Annotated in this window: 17 protein-coding genes; 5 read left to right on the top strand and 12 right to left on the bottom strand. The window is 75.5% G+C overall.

Annotated elements, in window-relative coordinates:
- The first annotated feature begins 357 nt into the window (after positions 1-357).
- Together EV374_RS19495 and EV374_RS19490 are read left to right on the top strand one after the other, a co-directional pair.
- Positions 358-717 (top strand): PadR family transcriptional regulator, encoded by a 360-nt coding sequence (locus EV374_RS19495; protein ID WP_132237346.1) that lies wholly within the window; start codon positions 358-360, stop codon positions 715-717.
- The gene (locus EV374_RS19490) at positions 714-1,724 is read left to right on the top strand and encodes a hypothetical protein (protein ID WP_132237344.1); all 1,011 of its coding nucleotides are present in this window, start codon (positions 714-716) and stop codon (positions 1,722-1,724) included. Before EV374_RS19495 ends, EV374_RS19490 begins: the two co-directional genes overlap by 4 nt.
- Before the next feature lie 93 nt (positions 1,725-1,817).
- Here the strand turns inward: EV374_RS19490 and EV374_RS19485 are convergent, their stop codons facing one another.
- The 4 genes from EV374_RS19485 to EV374_RS19470 all read right to left on the bottom strand — a co-directional run bounded on the left by EV374_RS19485 (position 1,818) and on the right by EV374_RS19470 (position 7,440).
- Complete coding sequence (locus tag EV374_RS19485; protein ID WP_132237342.1) at positions 1,818-2,567, bottom strand: phosphotransferase; 750 nt, start codon at positions 2,565-2,567, stop codon at positions 1,818-1,820.
- A gap of 244 nt (positions 2,568-2,811) precedes the next feature.
- Entirely contained in the window at positions 2,812-4,338 is a 1,527-nt protein-coding gene (mptB, locus tag EV374_RS19480; protein ID WP_132237402.1) for a polyprenol phosphomannose-dependent alpha 1,6 mannosyltransferase MptB, read from the bottom strand.
- A gap of 32 nt (positions 4,339-4,370) precedes the next feature.
- On the bottom strand, positions 4,371-5,771 hold the full coding sequence (gene mptB, locus EV374_RS19475; RefSeq protein WP_207914361.1) for a polyprenol phosphomannose-dependent alpha 1,6 mannosyltransferase MptB: 1,401 nt from the start codon (positions 5,769-5,771) through the stop codon (positions 4,371-4,373).
- Positions 5,772-5,853: 82 nt separating this feature from the next.
- Positions 5,854-7,440, bottom strand: a complete 1,587-nt coding sequence (locus EV374_RS19470; RefSeq protein ID WP_132237338.1) for a hypothetical protein — start codon at positions 7,438-7,440, stop codon at positions 5,854-5,856.
- Between the two features lie 209 nt (positions 7,441-7,649).
- On the opposite strand from EV374_RS19470, the gene EV374_RS19465 reads away from it, so the two are divergent.
- Entirely contained in the window at positions 7,650-8,354 is a 705-nt protein-coding gene (locus EV374_RS19465; RefSeq protein ID WP_486485846.1) for a class I SAM-dependent methyltransferase, read from the top strand.
- 34 nt (positions 8,355-8,388) lie between these two features.
- Here the strand turns inward: EV374_RS19465 and EV374_RS19460 are convergent, their stop codons facing one another.
- Both EV374_RS19460 and EV374_RS19455 read right to left on the bottom strand, forming a co-directional pair.
- The gene (locus tag EV374_RS19460) at positions 8,389-11,490 is read right to left on the bottom strand and encodes a bifunctional [glutamine synthetase] adenylyltransferase/[glutamine synthetase]-adenylyl-L-tyrosine phosphorylase (protein ID WP_132237400.1); all 3,102 of its coding nucleotides are present in this window, start codon (positions 11,488-11,490) and stop codon (positions 8,389-8,391) included.
- Entirely contained in the window at positions 11,490-12,257 is a 768-nt protein-coding gene (locus EV374_RS19455) for a type 1 glutamine amidotransferase (protein ID WP_132237334.1), read from the bottom strand. Before EV374_RS19455 ends, EV374_RS19460 begins: the two co-directional genes overlap by 1 nt.
- A 188-nt stretch (positions 12,258-12,445) precedes the next feature.
- Between EV374_RS19455 and EV374_RS19450 the strand changes: the two genes are divergently transcribed.
- A complete protein-coding gene (locus EV374_RS19450; protein WP_132237398.1) occupies positions 12,446-13,321 on the top strand; it encodes an LD-carboxypeptidase in 876 nt (291 codons plus the stop codon).
- A gap of 149 nt (positions 13,322-13,470) precedes the next feature.
- On the opposite strand, the gene EV374_RS19445 is transcribed toward EV374_RS19450, so the two are convergent.
- Positions 13,471-14,349 carry a Vgb family protein gene (locus EV374_RS19445; protein WP_486485849.1) on the bottom strand — a complete coding sequence of 293 codons (879 nt, stop codon included), beginning with the start codon at positions 14,347-14,349 and terminating at the stop codon, positions 13,471-13,473.
- A 252-nt stretch (positions 14,350-14,601) separates the two neighbouring features.
- Between EV374_RS19445 and EV374_RS19440 the strand changes: the two genes are divergently transcribed.
- On the top strand, positions 14,602-15,087 hold the full coding sequence (locus EV374_RS19440) for a hypothetical protein (RefSeq protein WP_132237330.1): 486 nt from the start codon (positions 14,602-14,604) through the stop codon (positions 15,085-15,087).
- A gap of 58 nt (positions 15,088-15,145) precedes the next feature.
- Here EV374_RS19440 and EV374_RS19435 read toward each other — a convergent pair whose 3' ends face one another.
- From EV374_RS19435 to glnA, 5 genes are all read right to left on the bottom strand, one after another.
- Entirely contained in the window at positions 15,146-15,523 is a 378-nt protein-coding gene (locus tag EV374_RS19435) for a VOC family protein (protein ID WP_132237328.1), read from the bottom strand.
- Positions 15,524-15,565: 42 nt separating this feature from the next.
- Positions 15,566-18,955 carry an NACHT N-terminal helical domain 7-containing protein gene (locus EV374_RS19430; protein WP_132237326.1) on the bottom strand — a complete coding sequence of 1,130 codons (3,390 nt, stop codon included), beginning with the start codon at positions 18,953-18,955 and terminating at the stop codon, positions 15,566-15,568.
- 70 nt (positions 18,956-19,025) lie between these two features.
- Positions 19,026-19,721, bottom strand: a complete 696-nt coding sequence (locus EV374_RS19425; protein WP_132237324.1) for a WYL domain-containing protein — start codon at positions 19,719-19,721, stop codon at positions 19,026-19,028.
- Positions 19,722-19,756: 35 nt separating this feature from the next.
- Positions 19,757-20,182, bottom strand: a complete 426-nt coding sequence (locus tag EV374_RS19420; RefSeq protein WP_132237322.1) for a DUF350 domain-containing protein — start codon at positions 20,180-20,182, stop codon at positions 19,757-19,759.
- 107 nt (positions 20,183-20,289) lie between these two features.
- Positions 20,290-21,639 (bottom strand): type I glutamate--ammonia ligase, encoded by a 1,350-nt coding sequence (gene glnA / locus EV374_RS19415; RefSeq protein ID WP_132237320.1) that lies wholly within the window; start codon positions 21,637-21,639, stop codon positions 20,290-20,292.
- Positions 21,640-21,660: the final 21 nt, after the last annotated feature.

Below are 21,660 nucleotides of genomic sequence, written 5' to 3'. Positions count from 1 at the left end.
AGCTTCTTCGCTCCCTGCGGCCGGCGATCTCCACGGATCTCGAACACTGCAACCCCTGATCAGGTCAGGCGTTGCAACGATCCCTAGAACCCAAGTCCCCCCCGGGGCCTTCCTGCGTTCACCGCGCACCCCCGCGTTCACCGCGCGCCTTCCCCGCCCGGCCGGACCGCCCTCCGCCCGACCGGCTCCGCGATCGCGGCCGGTGGAACACCACGGGTGCCACGGGAAGGCTTTGACACCCGTGGTGTTCCACTCGACGCGCGATCCGCGCCCCTACCTCGCCCGCCGAGGCGGCCGGGCGGCGCCCCAGCCATGTAACGGGCCACTGAATACCTTCGCGTCCGTTATATTGCTGGCGTGGACACACCGCTGCGCGAACCCACCTTCCTGATCCTCACCGCGCTGGCCGGCGAGCCGATGCACGGCTACGGCCTGATCGGCGAGGTCGCCGCCCTCTCCGACGGGCGCGTGTCGCTGCGGCCCGGCACCCTCTACGGCGCGCTCGACCGGCTGACCGACGCCGGCCTGGTCGAGGTCGACCGCGAGGAGGTGGTGGACGGCCGACTGCGCCGCTACTACCGCCTCTCCCCCGCCGGCGACGCCACGCTGAGCGCCGAGACCGAGCGCCTGCGCCGCAACGTCGAGGCGGCCACCGCCCGCCTGCGCGCCCGCGCGGCCCGACCGCTCGCGCCGCGTACCGCCGGGGGGTTGGCATGAGCGAGTTGGAGCGGCGCTACCACCGCCTGTTGCGGGCGTACCCGGCCAAATACCGGCGGGCACGCGGCGCGGAGATCGTCGGCACCTACCTCGACCTGGCCGGGCCGGGGCAACGCTGGCCCTCGCCCGCGGACGCCGCGGACCTCGTGCGCGGCGGCCTGCGCCAGCGGCTGCGGGCCGCCGGGGCCGCCGACCTGATCCCGGGCGTACGCCTCGCCGCCGTCCTCGCCTTCCTCACCGCGACGGCGCTGGCGGGGGCCTGGTCGGGGCTGGAGCTGCACCCGCCGATGGCGCAGTGGGGCGTGCCGCACGCCGGACCGTTCGTCTCGCTCGGGATCGGGGTGTGGGCGGCCTGGCTGCTCGCCGCAGCCGTGCACGCGGCGGCACCAGGTGTTTGGACCCGCCGCGCGGTGGCCCTGGCCCTGCTGCTCACGGTCGCGGTCGTACCGGTTGCGGCCCTCGCCGGCCTGCCCCGGCCACCGCTGTTCGTGCTGCTGCCACAGGTTGGGCTGGGGCTGGTGGCGCTGGCCCTGCCCGGACGGCTGCCGGCGCTGATCCGGGCGGCGCCCCTGCTCGCGATGGCCGCCGCCGGCCTCACGAGTGTCAACCTGCTGCCCCGCTACGACTCCTACGTCAGCTACTACGGCTGGACGGCGAGTGGGATACTGCCCGGCGCCGCCGTGACGCTGCTCGTCGTGGTGCTGCTGCTCGGCGCGGGGCTGGCCCTGCGGGCCGACCCCCGGGGCGGCTGGGCGCTGCTGGTGCTGCTGACCCCGGTCGGCTTGCTCTTCCTTCAGCCGCTGGCCGGCGCGCTCGACGGCAACATGCGCGGCGCGCCCAACCCCGGCTGGGACGCCCTCGCCGCGACGGCCGTCCTCATCGGCGTCGCCGGCCCCGCGCTGCTGCCGTTGGCGATCGCCCTGCGCAAGCGCCTACGCGGACCCTGGCCGGTCGGCACCGGCGACCGATGCCCGTCCTGCGGGCGTACCACCGAGCGGGTCCCGTAGACCAGGGGCAGCGGCACCCGGGCGGCGAGTGGAACACCACGGCTGTCAACCGAGGGTTTTGACAGCCACAGCGTTCCACTCGCCGCAGGACGGTCAGCGCAGGGCCGCCTCCCATTCCCGCGTGTGGGCGGCGAGGTGGTCGGCGGTGGCCAGCCAGTACGGGCCGTCCTCGGTCCAGATCCGGGCCCACGGCTCGCGCCGCTGCTCCGCGCCCTCGCGCAGCAGGTCGTACATCGCCCGGGCGCGGCGGCCGAGCATTCCGGCCAGGGCCGGGCGGGACGCCTCGTCGAGGCGGTAGCCGTCGGCGAAGGCGCGCAGCCGGGCCGCCGACTCGGCCACCGGCCGGTCCGGGCGCAGGCCGGCCATGCTCTGCGCGGCGTACGCGACGTCCCACAGCCGGGAGCCCGGCGCGGCGGCGTCCCAGTCGATGAGCACCCAGCCCCGGTCCGCCCTGATCAGGTTCCAGGGGGCCACGTCGTTGTGGCAGAAGAGTTCCTCCCGGTCGGGCGGGATGAGCCGCTGCCACGCCGCGCCTGTCGGCGGGGTGAAGCCGGCCAACGCCTCGTGCAGCCCGGCCAGCATCCGGCCGATCGCGAACAGGTCCGCCACCGGGTACGTGCCCGACGCCGCGCCGACCTCGCCGGGGACGTACTCCAGCACCTGCCGGCCCTGCGCGTCCCGGCCCAGGGGTCGGGGCGCGCCGGAGAACCCCACCGCGTGCAGGTGTCCCAGCAGGGCGTCCACCGCGTCGGTCCAGGGGCCGGACGGACGGCGCACGGTGTCGCCGACGCGCACCACACCGGCGGTGGCGTTGCCCGGCAACGGCTCCTCGGCTGCGCTCATCCCACGATCATGGACCCGCCAGCCGCAGCGCGCCACGGACGGGCGCGCGGCACGGGCGCGACGCCCCGGGGACGCGGCGCGAGCCCCGCCGGCCCGAACGCGCGGCACGGCCCCTCAGCCCGAACGCGCGGCACGGCCCCTCAGCCCGAACGCGCGGCACGGCCCCTCAGCCCGAACGCGCGGTACGGCCCCTCAGCCCGAACATGCGGCACGGCCCCTCAGCCCGAACGCGCGGCACGGCCCCTCAGTCCGGGCGCGCGGCACCGGCCCGGCGGAGTCGGAGCAGGCCCCACACCGCCAGCCCGGCCGCCAGCGCGGTCATCGCCAGCGCGCCCGGGGCCTTGCTGAACCGGGCCAGGTTGGTGCCGTCGGGCAGGGCGAGGAAGGCCGCCGCCGCACAGGGCGCCACGAACCAGGTCGTACGCGTCGCGGCGACCGCGAGCAACGCCAGCGGCCAGGTGGCGTACCAGGGGTGGAAGACCGGGGCCAGCGCGACCGTGGCGGCCAGCGCCAGCCCGGCCCCGAGCAACGCGGCCCGGGGGCGGGCGGCCTCCGGGCGAGCCACCCGCTGCCCGACGCCGCTCGCCCGGCGCAGCCCCGTCCAGGCCCGCCACCACAGCGCCGCCACCAGCACGGCGAGCAGCAGCAGCGCCGCCGCGCGGGTGACCGGCACCGCGCCCGGCTCCCGGCCGGCGAGCCCGCCCGCGTAGTCGACGACGAAGCCGACCGCCGTGGGCGGGGACGTCCACTGCTCCGAGTCGCCGCTGCGGGTCAGCCCGCCCACCCAGCCGAGGCCGAGCCCGGAGAGCAGCGAGGTGACGGCCACCGCGCCGAGCACCCCGCCGGCCAGCCAGCCGCCGTCGCGCAGCAGCGCCCGTACGGTGTGACGGCCGTGCACGGCGGCCAGCGCCGCGAACGGGAGCACCACCACGGCGGTCGCCTTCACGGTCACCGCCAGCCCGAGCAGCGCCCCGGCCAGCAGCAGCGGCCCCGGCCTGCCGGGCCGGCGGACCAGCACGAGCAGGCCCAGCGTCAGCAGCCCGAGCATCACCGCGTCGTTGTGCGCTCCGGCGATCAGGTGCACCCCCACCAGCGGGCCGGCCAGCGCCAGCCAGGCCGCCCGGCGGGTGGGTACGCCGGCGGCCCGGGCCAGCCCGACCAGGCATCCGGCGGTCAGCAGCACGCCCGCGACCGCGAGCAGCCGGAACGCCACGATCGCGCCCACCAGGCCGCCGCCGAGGGTCACCGCGAGCGCGGCGAGCAGCACGAAGAACGGCCCGTACGGCGCGGGCGTGTCCCGCCAGATCGGCGCGACCGCGTCCACCCAGGGACAGCCGGCCCCGGCCACACCGACGGCGTACGGGTCGACGCCGTGCGCGTACGCCCAGCCCTGGCAGGCGTACGAGTAGACGTCCCGGCTGCCCAGCGGCGGCGCGGCCAGCAGCGGCAGCGCCCACAGCCCGGCGGTCCGGTACGCCCACCGCGTCGACGGCGCGCCCCGGCGCAGCGCCCACCAGGCGCCGACCATCAGCCCGGTGCCGACGAGCCACAGCGCGACGGGCCACGGCTCGTCGCCGAGGCCCCGAGCAGGGGTGGCTGCCCCGGGCAGCGCGCCGCCGAGCCAGCCGGCGACGGTCAGCAGCACCGCCCCGACCAGGCCGGCGTAGCGAGCGGACCGGGCGGCACCGGGTGACGGCGGAACAGGTCCGGGCGACGGCGGAGGCCCGGGTGGCGGGCCGGGCGGGGGCGGGGTGCCGGGCGGGACCGGCACAGCGCCGGGAGCGGTCACCGGCGTCCCTCTCCTCAGTCCACGGCGGCCGGTCGACGGGCCGCCCGGGCCGACCGTACCAAGCGGACCACCACCACGATCACGAACAGCGCCATCAGCGGCGCCCCTACGGTCTTGGTGTACCGGGGCAGCCCCGTGCCGTCGGCGAGCACCAGGAACGACGAGACGATCGCGACGACCGCGAACCACCCGGAGCGCCGGGCCGTGGCCGCGAGCACCGCGAGCGGCCACGTCCAGTACCAGGGGTGGTAGAGCGGGGCGAGCGCGACGGTGGCGGCCAGCGCCAGGCCGGCGTGCCAGATCGGCTCCCGGGTGCGCGCCCGCCACCACAGCCAGAGCAGCACCAGCGCCAGCGCCGCCATGCCGATCCCCCGGGTGGCCGGCAGCGGGTCGCCGTGCCAGCCGAACGGCGCGGCGAGGTAACCGACGGTCTGCCCCACCGCCGTCGACGGCGAGGTCCAGGCCACCACCAGGCCGCCCTGCTCCAGCCCGGTCACCCAGCCGAAGCCCAGGCCGGTGGCGAGGGTCGCGCCGATCACGGCAGCGACCGCCCCGCCGACCACCCACCCGCCGTCGCGCACCAGCGCCCTGATCGAGTACGCCCCGACGATCGCGGCCAGCGCCGCGAACGGCACCACGACCAGCGCGGTCACCTTGATCGCGGCGGCGAGCCCGAGCAGCGCTCCCCCGCCGAGCAGCGGCCCGGGGCGGCCCGGCCGGGACACCACCACGGCCAGTCCGGCGACGAGCAGTCCCACCATCAGCGCGTCGTTGTGCGCCCCCGAGACCAGGTGCACCCCGATCACCGGCGAGCCCAGCGCCAGCCAGACCGCCCGCCCGGCCGGTACGCCGCAGCGGCGGGCCAGCGCCGGCAGGCTGGCCGCCGTCAGCCCCACTCCGACGACGGCGAGCAGCCGGAACAGCACGATGCTGCCGACCAGCGACCCGGTCGCCTCGACCACCGCCCCGGCGAGCAGCACGAACAGCGGGCCGTACGGCGCCGCGGTGTCCCGCCAGATGTAGGAGATGCTGTCCAGCCACGGGCACGGCAGCGCGGAGACGCCCTGCTCGTACGGGTTGAGCCCGGCGGCGTAGCTGGCGCCCTGGCAGGCGTACGCGTACACGTCCCGGCTGCCCAGCGGCGGCGTGAGCAGCAGCGGCAGCAGCCAGAGCCCGATGGTGACCAGTGCCCAGCGGGTCGACGGCACCCGGTCGCGCAGCGTCCACCAGGCGTACGCCATCGCGCCGGTGCCGACCGCCCAGGTCGCGATGATCAGCGGGCCGTACGGGCCCTGCCAGATGCTGACCGGGGTGGGGCGCAGGTCGCCGTCGGGGAACGCTCCGCCGAGGAACGCGGCCACGGCGAGCAGCGTCGAGCCGGCGAGGCCGATCCAGCGCGCGAGGTGGTGAGGCACGCGGGACATGCTGCCAGTACGGCGGCCGGGCGCAGACGGGTGGGCACTGGCGGCCGATCTCCCCGGTGGCCCCGGGCGGGCGTCACGAGCCGGTCGGGCCGCAGTGCTCCGCCGGCGAGAGGCTGCTGGTGATCCGGTACGTGCCGGCGGCCCGGGCGCGGACGGTCGTCCACTCGTCGGGACCGGGGCGCAGGCAACCGTCGGCGCCCGGCAGCGACAGCCAGCGGGACCAGCGCACACGCACCAGGACGTCGGCGGGGGCGTCGACGGTGAACCGCACGCCGGCGGCGGTGGACTCGACGAGCCTGGCCGGCGGGGAGACCAGTGGTGCCGGGTCCACCACCTCGTAGAGCCGCCACCTGCCGGGCCGCGCCACCTCACGCAGGTACGGCTGCCCGGCGAGCACGAGTGCCGCCTCGCTGCGCGCGTACCGGTCGGGGACATCGTCGGGCGCCACCGCCACGAAGCTGACCGCGTTGCGCCGCAGCCAGTCGCCGTACTCGGCCGCGTCGGGTCCCGAGCCGTAGAACAGCGGGTTGCGGTCCACGTCGACCTGCCGCTCCCAGCCGCGCGCCAACGGCACCGCCTCCGCCACGTACGCGCTCTCCCAGTGGTCGCGCAGCGGCACCACCTCGACCCGGCCGACGGGCGCCCGCCGGCGCAGCTCGTCCAGCAACGGTTCGTGGAACGCGGCGTGCACGGGTGCGGAACCCATCCGGGCCAGGTCGCTGGTCATCACCGGCGACTGCCACCAGAGCAGGGCGGCCAGCAGGGCGGCCAGCCACCGCGAGCCGAGCGTGGCGAACGCGGCGACGACCGGCAGTGCGAAGAGCATCGGCAGGCGCAGCGCGTTCGACCCGATCGGGGTGGGCAGGTAGTAGGCCGCCACGAGCAGCAGCGCGCTGAGCGCGGCACCGACGCGCAGGACCCGGACCGGCACGAACGCGAGCACCGCGACGGCGAGCGCGACGTTGATCCGCATGGACTCGGCGGTGAAGGGTTGCCGGCCGCCGTTGCCGAACAGCAGCGCCATCGGTCCGATCGCGGCCAGCGGGGCCAGGCACAGCACCAGGCCCTCCGCCCGCAGTCCGCGCAGCGACCGCGCCCGCCACACGTCGGTGACCAGCAGGGCTCCCCCGGCCAGCCCGGTGAACAGGCCGGCGACCGGGCTGCCCCAGGTCGCGAGGGCTCCCAACGCCGCAGCCAGCACCAGCCGCCCCCGGCGGGGGCCGCGGCGGGTGGCGACGGCGCAGAGGGCCAGCAGGCCCAGCATCAGGCCGACCGCGAAGGTGATCCGGCCGCTGGCCAGGTTTCCCACGAGCACGACGGCGCCGAGCACCCCGCCGAGCAGTGGCCGGCGGGCCCGCGCCCGGATCAGCAGCCAGGCCAGCGCCACGGCGGAGACGACCGCCGCGATCGCGCCGACCACCCGTGTCCCGACCGCCGCGCCGAGCGTCTGGGTGTAGAGGCTGTAGCCGAACTGGTTGACCCCGCCGTACCAGGAGAAGTCGACGGGGGCGGGGCCGTGCCGTGCGGCGAAGCCGGCGCGGGCGGCCTGCGCGGCCAGGTCGGTGCCCATGGGGGGCGCGAGCAGGAACGCGCCGGCCAGCACCGCCGCCGCCAGGAGCGTGCCGAGCAGGCTGCGACGGACGGCGCGCGTCGCGTCCACGTCTCCCCGCCGTGGAGCGGTGGATGGTTCGGCGGTGTTCGTCGGCACCGAGCAGTCCTACCACGTCAGCCGGCCCGTCGCCGGGTCGGGGCGGCGGCTCGCCGACGGGTCCGGATTTGCCGTTCCGGCAACGTTGCTTGCTCAATCCTCGTCGGGCGCGCACGATCGGCGGGTCAGGTCACGCAGGCAGCACAGCAGGAGGACGAGACGTGCACCACGACACGACGGCCGGGCAGCACCGGCACGACCACACCCCGCCGGTCACCGGTCCCGACGGGCGGCACCCGGACGTGGACGAGGAGACCGCGCGGTTCTGGGAGGAGCACTACGGGCGGCACGAGCGGGTCTGGAGCGGCCGGGCGAACCCGATCCTGGTCGACGTCGCCGGTTCGCTGCCGGCCGGCACCGTGCTGGACCTCGGCTGCGGGGAGGGCGGCGACGCGCTCTGGCTGGCCGGGCGGGGCTGGCGGGTGACCGCCGTCGACGTCTCCGAGACCGCCCTGGCCCGCGCGGCCGAGGAGGCGGCCGCCGCCGGGGTCACATCCCGCATCGAGTTCCGCCGGCACGACCTCACCCGCACCTTCCCGCCCGGCGAGTACGACCTGGTCTCCGCGCAGTTCCTCCAGTCGCCGCTGGAGTTTCCCCGGGCGGAGCTGCTGCGCTCGGCGGCCCGGGCCGTGGCCCCCGGCGGCCGGCTGCTGATCGTCGAGCACGGCGAGGCCCCACCGTGGGGGCGGCACGACCACGCGCACGCCCGCTTCTCCACCCCGCAGGAGACCCTGGCCGCGCTCGACCTCGACCCCGACCGCTGGGACACCGATCGGCTCGGCGCCCCGCGCCGGCAGGCCACCGGCCCGAACGGCGAGACCGGCGAGCTGGTCGACCACGTGGTGCTGGTGCACCGCCGCCGCTGAGTTCCGCAGCGACGACCCCGGCCGGGCGGCGGGTTCAGGAGTCGAGCACCCGTTCCATCGCCGCCCGGGAGCGGCGGCAGGTGCGCAGGTACTCGTCGAGGAACTCGCCGGGGTCGTCGCGGCCGAGCAGCCGGACCACCCCGGCCAGCTCGACGCCGTGCCGGGGCAGTTGGTCGCCCTCCCGGCCGCGGACCAGCATCAGCGCGTTGCGGACCTGGGCGGCCAGCGTCCAGCCGGCCGCCATCTCCGTGGCGTCCGTCGGGTCGACCAGGCCCGCGTCCCGGGCCGCCGCGAGGGCGTCGAGCGTACGCGTGCCGCGCAGCGCCGGGATCGCCCCCGCGTGCCGGAGCTGGAGCAGCTGCACCGCCCACTCGACGTCGGCGAGGCCACCCCGCCCCAGCTTGGTGTGGGTGGCCGGGTCGGCGCCCCGGGGCAGCCGCTCGTGCTCCACCCGCGCCTTGATCCGGCGGATCTCGACCACCTGCTCGCGGCTCAGCCCGTCGGCCGGGTAGCGCACTGGGTCGACCATCGCCACGAACTCGGTGCCGAGGTCGGCGTCGCCGCAGACGAACCGGGCCCGCAGCAGCGCCTGCGCCTCCCACACCTTCGACCAGCGGGCGTAGTACTGCGCGTACGCGGCGAGGCTGCGCACCAGCGGGCCCTGCCGGCCCTCGGGGCGCAGGTCGGCGTCGACGCCCAGCGGCGGGTCGGGCGCGGGCATGCCGAGCAGCCGGCGCAGCTCCTCGGCGATCGCGCGGGCGGCGGCACCCGCCGCGCCGTCGCCCGCGCCGGAGGGCGCGTCGTAGACGAAGAGCACGTCGGCGTCCGAGAGGTAGTTCGACTCGTATCCGCCGAGGCGGCCCACGCCGATGACGGCGAAGCGCAGCCCCGGCACGGGCGGTTGGGCCGCGCGGGCGGCCCGCAGGGCGGCGGCCAGGGTGGCGTCGGTGACGTCCGCCAGGGCGGTGCCGACGGCGGTCACGTCGGCCAGGCCCAGCGCCGCGCGCCCGCCGTCGGGCCGGGGCGGCGACGGGGCCAGCGAGCCGGCCCGGCTCAGCAGGTCGGCGCAGGCGATCCGGACCAGTTCCCGGCGGCGCAGCGCGCGGATCGCCCGGGTGGCCTCGACCGGATCGGAGTGCCGGGCCGCGGCGGCGGCGAAGCCCTCGCAGAGGACCGTGCGGGGCCGGGGCGCCAGCTCGCTCTCCTCGGCCAGCAGCCGCAGCGCCTCCGGCTCGCGGGCCAGCAGGTCGGCGGCGTACCGGGAGGAGGAGAGCACCCGGGCCAGCCGGCGGGCCACCGGCCCGGAATCGCGCAGCAGGCGCAGGTACCAGGGGGTGCTGCCGAGCTTGTCGGAGACCTGCCGGTAGTTGAGCAGGCCGCGGTCCGGCTCGGGGGCGTCGGCGAACTCGCTGAGCAGCACCGGCAGCAGGGTGCGCTGGATGGCGGCGGTGCGGCTCACCCCGCCGGTGAGGGCCTGGAGGTGACGCAGCGCCCCGGCGGGGTCGGCGAAGCCGAGGATCTCCAGCCGGTGCCGGGCCGCCTCGGGGGTCAGCCGCAGCCCGTCGGCCGGCACCCGGGCCACCGACTCCAGCAGCGGCCGGTAGAGCAGCTTGGCGTGCAGTCGGCGTACCTCGGCGGCGTGGGTGACCCACTCGGCGCGGAACTCCTCGACGGCGCTGCGGCCCGGCGTGGCGGTGTGGCCCAGCGCGGCGGCCAGCCAGCGCAGCGCGGCCGGCTCGGTCGGCACGGTGTGGGTGCGGCGCAGCCCCTGGAGCTGGAGGCGGTGCTCGACGCCGCGCAGGAAGCGGTAGCCGCGCAGCAGCGCCTCGCCGTCGGCCCGGCCGACGTAGCCGCCGGCGACCAGCGCGCGCAGCGCCGGGATGGTGCCGGGCACCCGCAGCGACTCGTCGCCCCGACCGTGCACCAGTTGCAGCAGTTGCACGGCGAACTCGATGTCGCGCAGCCCGCCCGGCCCCCGCTTGATCTCGCGCTCCAGCTCCTTCGGCGGGATGTTGTCGATGATCCTGCGCCGCATGGCGCGGACGTCCTCGACCGCCTCGGGCCGCTCGGCGGCCCGCCACACCAGCGGGGCGAGCTGGTCGATCCACTCCCGGCCCAGCGCCAGGTCGCCGGCCGCCGGCCGCGCCTTGAGCAGCGCCTGGAACTCCCAGGTGCGCGCCCACCGCCGGTAGTAGGCGAGGTGACTGGCCAGCGTCCGCACCAGCGGCCCCCGGTTGCCCTCCGGGCGCAGGGCCGCGTCGACCGGCCAGGCGACCAGCCCGCAGACGTGGATGAGCCGGGTGGCGACCGTGGTGGCCGCCGCGAGGTCGTCGTCCTCGGCGGCCACGAAGATCACGTCGACGTCGGAGACGTAGTTCAGCTCGTCGCCGCCGCACTTGCCCATCGCCACGACGGCCAGCCGGGGCCGGGGGGTGCCCGCCGGCAGCTCGCCGACCGCGATCTCGTACGCCGCCGCCAGGGTCGCGTCCGCCAGCGCGGAGAGCGCGGCCATGGTCTGCTCCAGGCCCCGGCCGCCGGTCAGGTCGGCCGCCGCGATCCGCAACAGCGCCAGCCGGTACGCCCTGCGCAGCACCGCCACCGGCTGCCCGTCGCCGGACAGGTCGAGCCGCCCCTCGGCGGTCGGCGCCAGCCCGTCCGGGGCGGTGCGCAGCGCCGGCCACTGGTCCGGGTTGGCGACCAGGTGGTCGCCGAGCGCCGACGAGGCGCCGAGGACGGCGATCAGCCGGCGGCGCAGGCCGGGGTCGTCGGCGAGCCCCGCCAGCAGCGCCGACGGCGCCTGCTCCGGGGTCGCCCGACGCTCGGCCGCGACCGGCGTCCCGGGGTGGGCCTTCCCCCCGGAACGGCCCGTGGCGCGGCCGGCGCCGTTCGCGGCCGTCCGGCGCTCGGCCTCGACGATGCGGTGCAGCTGACGCAGCGCCAGGTCCGGGTCGGCGGCCCGGGAGAGCTCGGCGAGCAGCTCCGCCGCGCGGTCGTCGGTGGGCTCCTGCACGTCCGGCCGCCACAGCCCCAGCCCGTCCGGGCCGAGCAGGTCGGCCGCGCGGGTGGCGCCGGCCCCGCCGTCGGTGCCGAAGCCGTAGCGGGCGAGCCGTCCCGCGGCCCTGGCCGGCCGGCTCATCACTGCCCGAGCAGGGGCAGGCTGCGGCGGGGCGTGGCGTCCTCCAGCTCACCGAGGGCCAGCGCGGCGAACCTGGCGGCGAACGGCTGCCAGACCTCCTCGACGTCGACCATCACGTCGTGGCAGGCCGCCACCACCAGGTCGGGGTCGTAGCCCAGCTCGGCCAGCAGCCTCGAGTCGGCTGCCCAGTCGGCGATCATGGCGGTGTCGCACTCGATGTGGAACTGCAACCCCCAGGCCCGGTCGCCGAGGCGGAACGCCTGGTGGGGGTAGCGGGTGGAGGCCGCCAGCAGGGTGGCGCCGCGGGGCAGCTCGGTGATCTCGTCGGCGTGCCACTGGAACACGTCGGGGATCAGCGGAACGTAACGGAACAGCGGGTCGGTGTCGGCGGCGTCCCGCTTGCCGACCACGCAGGGGCCGACCTCCGGGCCGCTCGGGCTGCGTACGACCTCACCGGCGTGCGAGGTGGCCAGCAGCTGCGCGCCGAGGCAGATGCCGAGGGTCGGCACCCGGTGCCGGACGGCCTTGCGCAGCAGCCCCTCCAGCGCCGGCAGCCAGGGCGCGGCGGGCGACCCGTCCGGCAGCGGGTACGGCGCCATCGCGCCGCCGAGCACGACCAGCGCCGAGTATCCCTCCAGGTCGGCGGGGATCTCGTCACCGGCGTGGGCGCGGACCACCCACAGGTCGAGGCCGGCCTCGGTCAGCCACTCGCCCAGCCGGCGGACGTCGTCGGTCGGGTCGTTCTCGATCACCAGCGCGGTAGCCACGACGTCGAGGCTAGCCGGTGGCCCGGACCGACCCCGGAACGCCTCCACCGGCGCGGCGGCGACGGGTGACCCGGTGCGCGCCCGGCGCCGCGCGTACGCGACTAGGCTCTGCCGCTGTGTCAGACCTCGCCCGCACGAGTCCCGCCACCGCCGTACGACCGCCGGCGCTGCGCCCCGGCGACACGGTGATGCTGGTGTCGCCGTCCGGGCCGACCCGGCCGGAACGGGTGGCCCGGGGTGTCGAGCTGCTCACCGGCTGGGGACTGCGGCCGGTGCTGGCGCCGAACGCGTACGCCCGGCAGGGCTACCTCGCCGGCGCGGACGACCTGCGCGCCGCCGACCTGAACGCGGCGTTCGCCGATCCCGAGGTGCGCGGGGTGATCTGCACCCGGGGCGGCTACGGCGCGCAGCGGATCGTCGACGCGATCGACATGGCCGCCGTACGCCGCGACCCGAAGGTGGTCGCCGGCTTCTCCGACATCACGGCGTTGCAGTTCGCGCTCTGGCGGGGCGCCCGGCTGGCCGGCGTGCACGGCCCGGGGGCGGCCTGGCTGGACGAGCGCACGCCGCTGCGCTCGGCCGAGTCGCTGCACGCCGCCCTGATGACCACCGAACCGGTCGCGGTCAGCGCCGTCGCCGAGGAGGAGACCTTCGCGGTACGCGTACCCGGCCGGGCCACCGGCCCGCTGCTGGGCGGCAACCTCTGCCTGGTCGTGGCGTCGCTGGGCACCCCGGACATGCCGGACCTGACCGGCGCGGTCCTGCTCGTCGAGGACGTCCAGGAGCCGCCCTACAAGGTGGACCGGATGCTCACCCAGCTCCGCCGCGCCGGGGTCCTGGACTCACTGGCCGGGGTCGCGGTGGGCCAGTTCACCGACTGCGCGGACGGCTGGTCGGTCGGCGTGGCCGACGTGCTCTCCGAGCGCCTCGGCGACCTCGGCGTACCCGTCCTCGGCGGCCTGCCGATCGGTCACGGCCCCGGCCAGCTCACCGTCCCCGTGGGCACCGAGGCCACCCTCGACACGGAAACCGGCACCCTGACGGTCACCCCCGCCGTCCGCTGACCCCACCCACCCCGTGCGGCCCGCCGCGCCCCGCCCCGCCCTGCCCTGCCCTGCGCGTTGATCATGAAGTTAATTGCGGCAATACGGGCGTCTGGCGGCAACAACTTCATGATCAACGCGCCGAGGGGCGGGGGTGGGTGGGCCAGGGGTCAGGGGGTCAGGTGGGCCAGGGCGCCCGTTTCCAGGGCGGCCCAGACCGTGGCGTCCGGGGCGACCGTGAGGCCGTGGGGTTCGGAGGCCGGGGTGGGGAGGTCGTAGGTGTCGATCGCGCCGCCCGGGGCGACGTGGCCGATGCGGTTGCCGCCCCACTCGGTGTACCAGCAGCCGCCGGCCGGGTCGGCGACGATCGCGTGCGGCCGGGCGGACCGGTCCGGCAGCGGGTACTCGGTGATCCGCCCGTCCGGGGTGATCCGGCCGAGCTGACCGGCGCCGATCTCGACGAACCAGAGCGCCCCGTCGACGCCGGCGGTGATGCCGACCGGCGCGGCCCCCTCGGTCGGCAACGCGTGCAGGGTCACGGCGCCGTCCATGCCGATCCGGCCCACCGCGTTCGCCTGGTTGAGCGTGAACCAGACGGCCTCGTCCGGCCCGGCGGCGACCATCGAGGCGAAGCCGCCACTCACCGGCAGCGGGAACCGCGTCTGCTCCCCGTCGACGGTGACCCGGCCGATCGCGTCGGCGCTCATGGCCGCGTACCAGAGGGCGCCGTCGGGACCCGCGGCGATGCCGCAGGGGCCGGTCCCGGCCGGAAGCGCGACGGCGCTCAGCTCGCCGTCGGTGGTGAGCCGGCCGATCCGGTCGTCGCCGGATCGGGTGAACCACAGGGCACCGTCGGGGCCCGGCGTGATGATCAACGGTCGGCTGTCGGGCGACACCGGCCAGGTGCGCAGCTCACCGTCCGCGCCCACCCGGGCGATCTCGCCCGCGTGGACCAGCGTCAGCCACAGCGCGCCGTCGGGGCCGACCGTGATGGCGTACGGACCGGTGCCGGCCCCCGTCAGCGGGACCTCCCGGATCTTCGCGGACATCGTCAAGAAGATCACCTTCCGTCATCTGCCTGCCTGGGGCGCCGCCCTGCGGGTGCCCACGGACGTCACGCCCCGGCCGGCGCCCTACCGACCGCACACCCTTACCGCTCTCGCGCGCGGGGGCAAACCGTTTGTCCGGTCGCACCGCCGGGATTGCCAGCTGGCTGACAGGGTCGCCATGGTTCCCGTCCAGCCCGGCCGGTCACTGTCGGTGACGTCATCGCACCGTGCACCGACGAGTTGGAGGACGACATGTCCCGCACCATGAGGAAGAGGCACGTGCTGGCCGGGCTGGCCGCAGCCGGCGTACTCGGCGTGGGCCTCACCGCCCCGGCGGTCGCGTTCGCCGCGGACGGCGCCACCCCGACGCCGAGCGCCAGCAGCAGCGCCAGTCAGGACGGCGACCGGCAGCAGCAGCGGACCGACCGGCAGGCGGAGTTCGCCGGGAAGCTGGCCGAGGAGTTGGGCGTCGACACCGACAAGGTGACAGCCGCGCTGGAGAAGCTGCGCGCGGACCACGAGCCGGCCGACCGGCCCGGGAAGGGCGAGAAGGGCGACCGGCCCGAGAAGGGCGGCTCCGCCGAGCGGCAGGCCGCGCTGAAGGAGCGCCTGGCGCAGGCCGTCGAGGACGGCAAGCTCACCCAGGAGCAGGCCGACGCCGTCACCGCCGCCGTCGAGGCGGGCGTCCTGCCCGGCCCGGGCGGTCGCGGCGGGCACGGCGGACCGGCCGGCAGGTGACGTACGCCGTCCGTCCCGGCGATCCGACCGGGGCGGACGGCGATCCGGCCGGGTCTGCTCAGACCTGCGGCGGCGGGGCGTAGACGCCGAAGTGGTTGCCGACCGGATCGGCCAGGTGGGCGAAGGTGAGCCCGTTGTCATTGGACCTCGGCGGCACCAGCACCTTGCCGCCCGCCGCCTCCGCCCGCCGGGCGGCGTCGGCCACGTCGGCCACCTGCACGTAGAAGATGGCGTAGTTCGGGCTCGTCCCGCCGGTGTCCCGGACCGCGCCCTGGATGGATCCCTCCGGTCCCGGCTCCGCCACCCGGTACGACGCCTCCGGCGTCCCCTGCTCGCCGTACGCCCAGCCGAACAGGTCGGTGTAGAAGCGTCCGGTCTCCTCCGGCCGGTCCGTGCCGACCTCGAACCAGTTGACCCCGCCGGTGATCGTGGACATGTGTCGCCTCCCGTTCGCGCGCCGGCCGCTCGGCCGGTGCCGTCAGGAGAGAGCCTCCGCCCCGTCCGCGACACCGTCCTGTCGGTGTTTGCGACCAGATCGCTGATCGGACGGGTCGGTGAGCGGAATCAACCGGTCGACCAGGTCAGGACGACGGGCCCCGTGCCGGGCGCGGAAGCTCGCCGCTTCGGCCACCGACACCGGATGCCGCCGCACGCCTGCCTCGTACGTGCGGACCAGCAGTTCCGCGGTGTCGATGTCCACCCAGTCGAGCCGACGAGCGCCCATGGCGGCGAACTCCCGCGCGCCGGCGATCAGGTCCTCGGCCAGCTCCCCGAGGCTGAGGTCGGTCTGCCGGCCGCGACCGAGGAAGGCAAGGACGCAGCGGGCGGCCGACGTCAGGAGAGAGCCGACGACCATCCGGTCCTGTTGGATGTGGCGCAGCACGTCGACGACGAATTCGGCGGACAACCCGTGGTCGGTCGAGATCCGGTCCAGCACGAACCCCGGAATCGGCAGCCCATGCGGGGCGTCCGGATCTTCCACGGCCAGCAGGCGTTGGTAGGCCCGCTCCCGCTCGGCGGCCTCCGTGCCGAGGATCGGGAGTAGCGACACGTCGAGCAGGAGCCGGGCCTCCGACCGGTCGCCGTCCGCGAACGTCCAGAAGCCGTCGAGCGCGTCGAGCGGACGGCCCAGCGGTCCCAGCGCGTGCAGCGCCGTGTCGAGGTTCGGGTCGCACTCGAAGTGCGCGGCCCGAGCGAGCAGGGCGAAGTCGCTTCCGGCCCGTGAGTAGTAATCCGCCGCGTCCTCCTCCGAAGGGCTGTCGTCCCTGGAGCCGGTGACGAACCAGCGGGGTTCGCCCGCCGGCGGCTGCGGCTCGTCCCGACCTTCGCCGATGGAGAGGAGCAGATCCCGTCGCGTCGCCGTCCACGCCCGCTCGACGCGCACGACGCCCAACAGCCCGGCGTACTCGCTGTCGCTGAGCTGGGAACGCCAGAAGAGAGCCTGTCGGTTCCACTCGGCCACCGCGTCGCCGCGGTCAGGGTGGAGTTCGCTTGCCCGCAGTTGCCCGCTCGCGGCGAGCAGCAGCAGCACGAGCAGGTTCACGCCGTACACCGCGTGGCGCTTCGGAACCGACAACTGCCGAGGCTCGTACGACTCGAAGTGGCGGGCCGGTCGCCGGCCGGTCGCCGCCCGGAACAGGCGCAGCAGCATGTCGACGACGGCGTCCCGCCGGCTTCCGCCCCACGTCGTCAGGATCTCGGTGAGGAAGGTGACGATCGGGGTGCGTCCGGTCAGTGTCGCGAAGGACAGCAGGGCGTGGAGCGGATCATCGTCCGTCGGCGTGGCCCCCAGCAGGGCGCTCGCCTCCCGGGTCGCCAGGTCGTCCAGCACCAGCGCGGTCGTCCGGGCGACCAGGAACTCACCGAAGGTGGCGTGCAGGAACTCGTAGGTGCTGGACCGGGTCTCGTCTCGCATCGCCTGTGAACGGTGCACGAAGAAGAAGCGGCCCAGGACGATCTCGGCAGGTCGCAGCGGGGTACGCAGGTGTCCGTCGGTCGCGACGGCCGCCGGACGGCTGCCCAGGAACGGCAGCGCGGCGAGATCCGACTCGAAGTCGTTCTCGGTGATCCACTGCACGCCCCGGCTGAACATGCCGAACGCCACGATCGACAACCTGCGCAGCTCGTCCTCCGTCGCCCGGGCCAGGTCCCGCTCGGACAGGCCCGGCCGGTGCTTCAGGACCTCGCGGCGGGCGAAGCTGCGCAGCAGGCGCTCGTAGAGTTCGCCCCGGGGCAGCTCGCCGGCCGATCGCAGGTCGTTGCCCTCGGCGTCGTAGAGCGCCAGCATCAGCAGCAACAGCGGCTGTTCGGCCAGCTCACGGTGGGCCAGCACCGCCGTCGGCTCCAGCGGCTGCACGCCGAGCGCGCGGAACGCCGTGTCGTTCACCCGGTTCCAGGTGGCGGTCCAGGCGCGTACCCGCTCGCCGTCGAACGGCTCCAGCCGCACCGCCACCGTGCCGGGCGGCGGCTGCGCCCGGTCGGCGACGCTGGTACGGCTGGTCACCAGCACCGCCACCGGCCGCCCCTGGTCGGCCTCGCGCCGTTGGAAGGCCGCCACCCGGCGCAGGTAGTCGGTCTGGCTGACCCCGGTGGCCTGGAGCAACTCGTCGAAGCCGTCGAGCAGCACGACCGGCAGGGCGTCGCCGGCCGACCTGGACAGGCCGGGCCACTCCACCCGCTCTCCGGTGTCGTCACGGACCGCCTGCTCGATCTGGTCCTGGAGCTCACCGGCGGCGTGGACGGCCCGCAGCGCCACCCGCACCACCATGAAGTCGGCAGCCGGCAGCTGCGCGGCGAGGACCCGGGTCAGCACGGACTTGCCGGAGCCCGGCTGGCCGAGCACCAGCAGCGGGGCGCGGGTGGCGTTCGGCGAGGTGAGGTGCACGACCAGGGACTGCCACAGGTCGTCACGCAACGGCCGCCCGTCCCACCACGCCTCGTCGCTCGGTCGCGCGTGGGCGGGCAGCTCCTCGATCCGGCACAGCGGCGGCACGTACGCCTCGCCGAGCGTCGGCACCGTCAGCCCGGTCGGCGCGTCCCCGGACGAGATGATCGGCCGGCCCAGCTCCGCGGTGTACGCCAGGGCGAGCGCCGCCCGCCGGCCGTCGGGCGGGCGTCCCGCGGAGAGGGCGACCAGAGCCTGCCGCATCTCGTCCAGCCCCGCCGAGAGGGCACGCACCTGCGTCCGGGTCGCCTCGTGCTCGTGCAGGCCGATCCAGAACGACACCTCGACGTAGTCCACCGCGAGCTGGGTCAGCAGGTCGCGGTGCCGGTCGGCGGCGATCTTGGGCAGCCGGAGCAGCACCTCCTCCGTCGCCTGTCGCCGCCATTCTTCGACGGACTCCCACGCGGCCAGGCCGCGTAGGAGGTGCAGCAGCCGGCCGACGAGCCCGCCGTAGTAGGCGACCAGGGCATGGCGGAACGCGGGATAGGGCAGTTGCGGACCGGGCAGCGGCGCCGCGGTGGCGAAGAACGCGTCGGTGAGGGCCGCCCCGTGCACCGCCCCTGCGCCGGCCAACGACAACTGCTCGGCCTTGCTGATCCGGGCGCTCGCCACGTCGAAGGGCAGGTCGATCTCGCTCAGCACCTCGAAGAGGGCGGTCACCGCGATGACGGCGTGCGCCGCCTCCAGGCGCTGCGTGCGGTCGTACCGGGACAGCCCGGAGCGCTTCTCGGACACGCCGCGTACCAGTTCGTGGCCGAGCCGGACGAACTCCGCCTTCGCGTCGAAGATCCCCAGCAGCGCCGGCACCGGTGCCGAGGCGGCCAGCAGGGCTCCTCCGGTCAGCTTGTCGAACCAGTCGACGACCCTGCTCTTCTCCCCGCCGAGCAGACGAACGGCGTCGGCGTAGCTGAGCGCGTCGGGCACGTTGCGACCTCCTGCGGGAACATGCGGAAGGGACAGCATGCCGTGCGCGGGAGGGCCGCGCTGCCCCGGCTCAGACCAGGCTGAGCCGGCGGACCCGCTCCTGGGGGATGTCGATGTCGTCGGCGGACAGCTCGCGCTCCCGCACCCGCTCGGCGAGGGTCGTGACCGAGGTGATCCGGTCGACGCGGAAGGCGCGGATGCCGCCCCGCAGCCGGCACCAGCCCAGCAGGTACCAGTGTCGGGGGTTGCCGAGGTAGCCCAGCGGCTCCACGTCGCGCAGCGAGCCGGCACCGGAGCGGTCGGCGTAGCGCAGGCGCAGCACGCGTCGCGCGCGCACCGCGTCGGCGACGGCGGCCGGGACGGGCGTCACCGGGCCGTCGCCGATCAGGTGCACCCGGGCGGCGAGCCGGTGCGCCTCGGCGGCGTCGGCGGCCGGCATCACGGAGATCAGCTTGCGCAGGGCGGTGCCGGCCGCGGCGGCGAACGGCGTGCCGCGCATCCGGTGCAACGCCACCGCCATGGCGACCGCCTCGACGGGGGTGAGGTTGACCGGCGGCAGGGTGCGCGCCCGGTCGAGCGCGTAGCCACCGGTGCGGCCCGGCTCGGCCCAGATCGGCACGCCCGACTCCTGGAGGGCGCCGATGTCGCGTTCGATGGTGCGGCTGCTCACCTCGAAGCGGGCGGCGAGCCAGCGGGCGCTGCGCGGCCGTGGCGACACGGCGCGCAGCTCCTCGACCAGGGCGTAGAGACGGTCCGTCCGGTTCACCCCCGCAACCTACGACGGGGGTGTGACGGGACAGGTCAGGCGATGCAGGCGCAGACGATCAGCGCGGCGCCGAAGTGCGTGGCGGCGCTGACCCGCGCCGCCGGGTGCGGCTCGTCCGAGCAGATGATCTCGCCAAGCTTGCCGGGGGTGAGCAGGTCCAGCACGAAGAACGCCAGCGCCATGATGACCAGCCCGACCAGGCCGAAGACGAGGGTCGAGGCGAGCCCCTTGGCGAAGTCGCTGTAGCTGGTCAGGATCGCGGTGAACACGATCCCGGCGATGCCGAGCTGGTTCGCGGCGAGCAGCAGCGCGGCGTTGCCGTTGCGCCGTACCCAGATCAGCTCCCGCAGCCTGCCGGGGGTGAGCATGTCGACCAGCCCGAACCCGGCCGCCATCAGGGCCACCCCGACGACCCCGAACACGACGCTCTGCCAGGCTCCGCTGAGCAGGTCTTCCAGCACCGACTGCCTCCCGAACTCTGCGCCCGGCGGGGATGCCGGCGCGGTGACCGAGACGATAGCGGCACCGCGCCAGCAGCGGGAGCCCGCTCCGGCCCCGGGAGGCGGGCCTACAGCGACAGGTATCGCTGCCGCTCGTAGGGGGTGACCTCGCGGCGGTACTGCTCCCACTCGGCCCGCTTGTTGCGCAGGAAGAAGTCGAAGACGTGCTCGCCGAGCACCTCGGCGACCAGTTCGGAGCCGGCCATCACGTCGATCGCCTCGGCCAGGTTCTCCGGCAGCGGTTCGTAGCCCATCGCCCGCCGCTCGGCGCTGGTCAACGACCACACGTCGTCCTCGGCGCCCGGCGGCAGCTCGTAGCCCTCCTCGATGCCCTTCATCCCGGCGCCGAGCAGCACCGCGAAGGCCAGGTAGGGGTTGGCCGCCGAGTCCGGCGAGCGGACCTCCACCCGGGCGGAGTTCGGCTTGCCGTAGGCGGGGACCCGGACCAGCGCGGACCGGTTCAGGTGACCCCAGCAGACGTACGCGGGGCTCTCGGTCACCCGGTCCGGCAAGGCCTGCGGGAACAGCCGCTTGTACGAGTTGACCCACTGGTTGGTGACCGCCGTGTACTCCCGGGCGTGCACCAGCAGCCCGGCGATGAACGCCCGGGCCACCTTGGACAGCTTCATCGGGTCGCTGGCGTCGTGGAACGCGTTGCGCTCCCCCTCGAACAGCGACAGGTGGGTGTGCATGCCGCTGCCCGGCTGGTCGGTGAACGGCTTCGGCATGAAGGTGGCCTGCACGCCGGTGGAGAGCGCCACCTCCTTGACCACGTGCCGGAAGGTCATGATGTTGTCGGCCGTGGTGAGCGCGTCGGCGTAGCGCAGGTCGATCTCCTGCTGGCCGGGGGCCACCTCGTGGTGGCTGAACTCCACGGAGATGCCGATGCGCTCCAGCGCCAGCACCCCCTGCCGGCGGAAGTCGCGGGCCACCGCGTGGGTGGTGTGCTCGAAGTAGCCGCCGGTGTCGACCGGGACGGGCACCGAGCCGTCCAGCGGGCCGTTCTCCAGCAGGAAGAACTCGATCTCGGGGTGGGTGTAGAAGGTGAACCCCTTCTCGGCGGCCTTGGACAGCGCCCGGCGCAGCACGTGCCGCGGGTCGGCCCAGGACGGGCCGCCGTCGGGCAGCAGGATGTCGCAGAACATCCGGGCGCTCTCGCCGCTGACCCCGCCCTCGAACGGGAAGACCTGGAAGGTCGTCGGGTCGGGCATGGCCACCATGTCGGACTCGAAGACCCGGGCGAAGCCCTCGATCGCCGAGCCGTCGAACCCGATGCCCTCCTCGAAGGCTGCCTCCAGCTCGGCGGGGGCCACCGACACGCTCTTGAGCGTGCCCAGCACGTCGGTGAACCACAGCCGGACGAACCGGATGTCCCGCTCTTCCAGCGTACGGAGGACGAACTCCTGCTGACGGTCCACTTCCACCCCTCGCGACACCGT

Source organism: Micromonospora sp. CNZ303 (genome assembly GCF_004345505.1).
This window is presented reverse-complemented; position numbering and strand designations above follow the sequence as displayed.

Bases quoted from the DNA above. Each gene is read 5' to 3' on its own strand.
- EV374_RS19490 (WP_132237344.1), top strand. From the start codon at position 714: ATGAGCGAGTTGGAGCGGCGCTACCACCGCCTGTTGCGGGCGTACCCG.
- EV374_RS19460 (WP_132237400.1), bottom strand. From the start codon at position 11,490: ATGAGCCGGCCGGCCAGGGCCGCGGGACGGCTCGCCCGCTACGGCTTC.
- EV374_RS19435 (WP_132237328.1), bottom strand. From the start codon at position 15,523: ATGTCCACGATCACCGGCGGGGTCAACTGGTTCGAGGTCGGCACGGAC.
- EV374_RS19445 (WP_486485849.1), bottom strand. From the start codon at position 14,349: ATGTCCGCGAAGATCCGGGAGGTCCCGCTGACGGGGGCCGGCACCGGT.
- EV374_RS19440 (WP_132237330.1), top strand. From the start codon at position 14,602: ATGTCCCGCACCATGAGGAAGAGGCACGTGCTGGCCGGGCTGGCCGCA.
- EV374_RS19450 (WP_132237398.1), top strand. From the start codon at position 12,446: ATGCTGGTGTCGCCGTCCGGGCCGACCCGGCCGGAACGGGTGGCCCGG.
- EV374_RS19485 (WP_132237342.1), bottom strand. From the start codon at position 2,567: ATGAGCGCAGCCGAGGAGCCGTTGCCGGGCAACGCCACCGCCGGTGTG.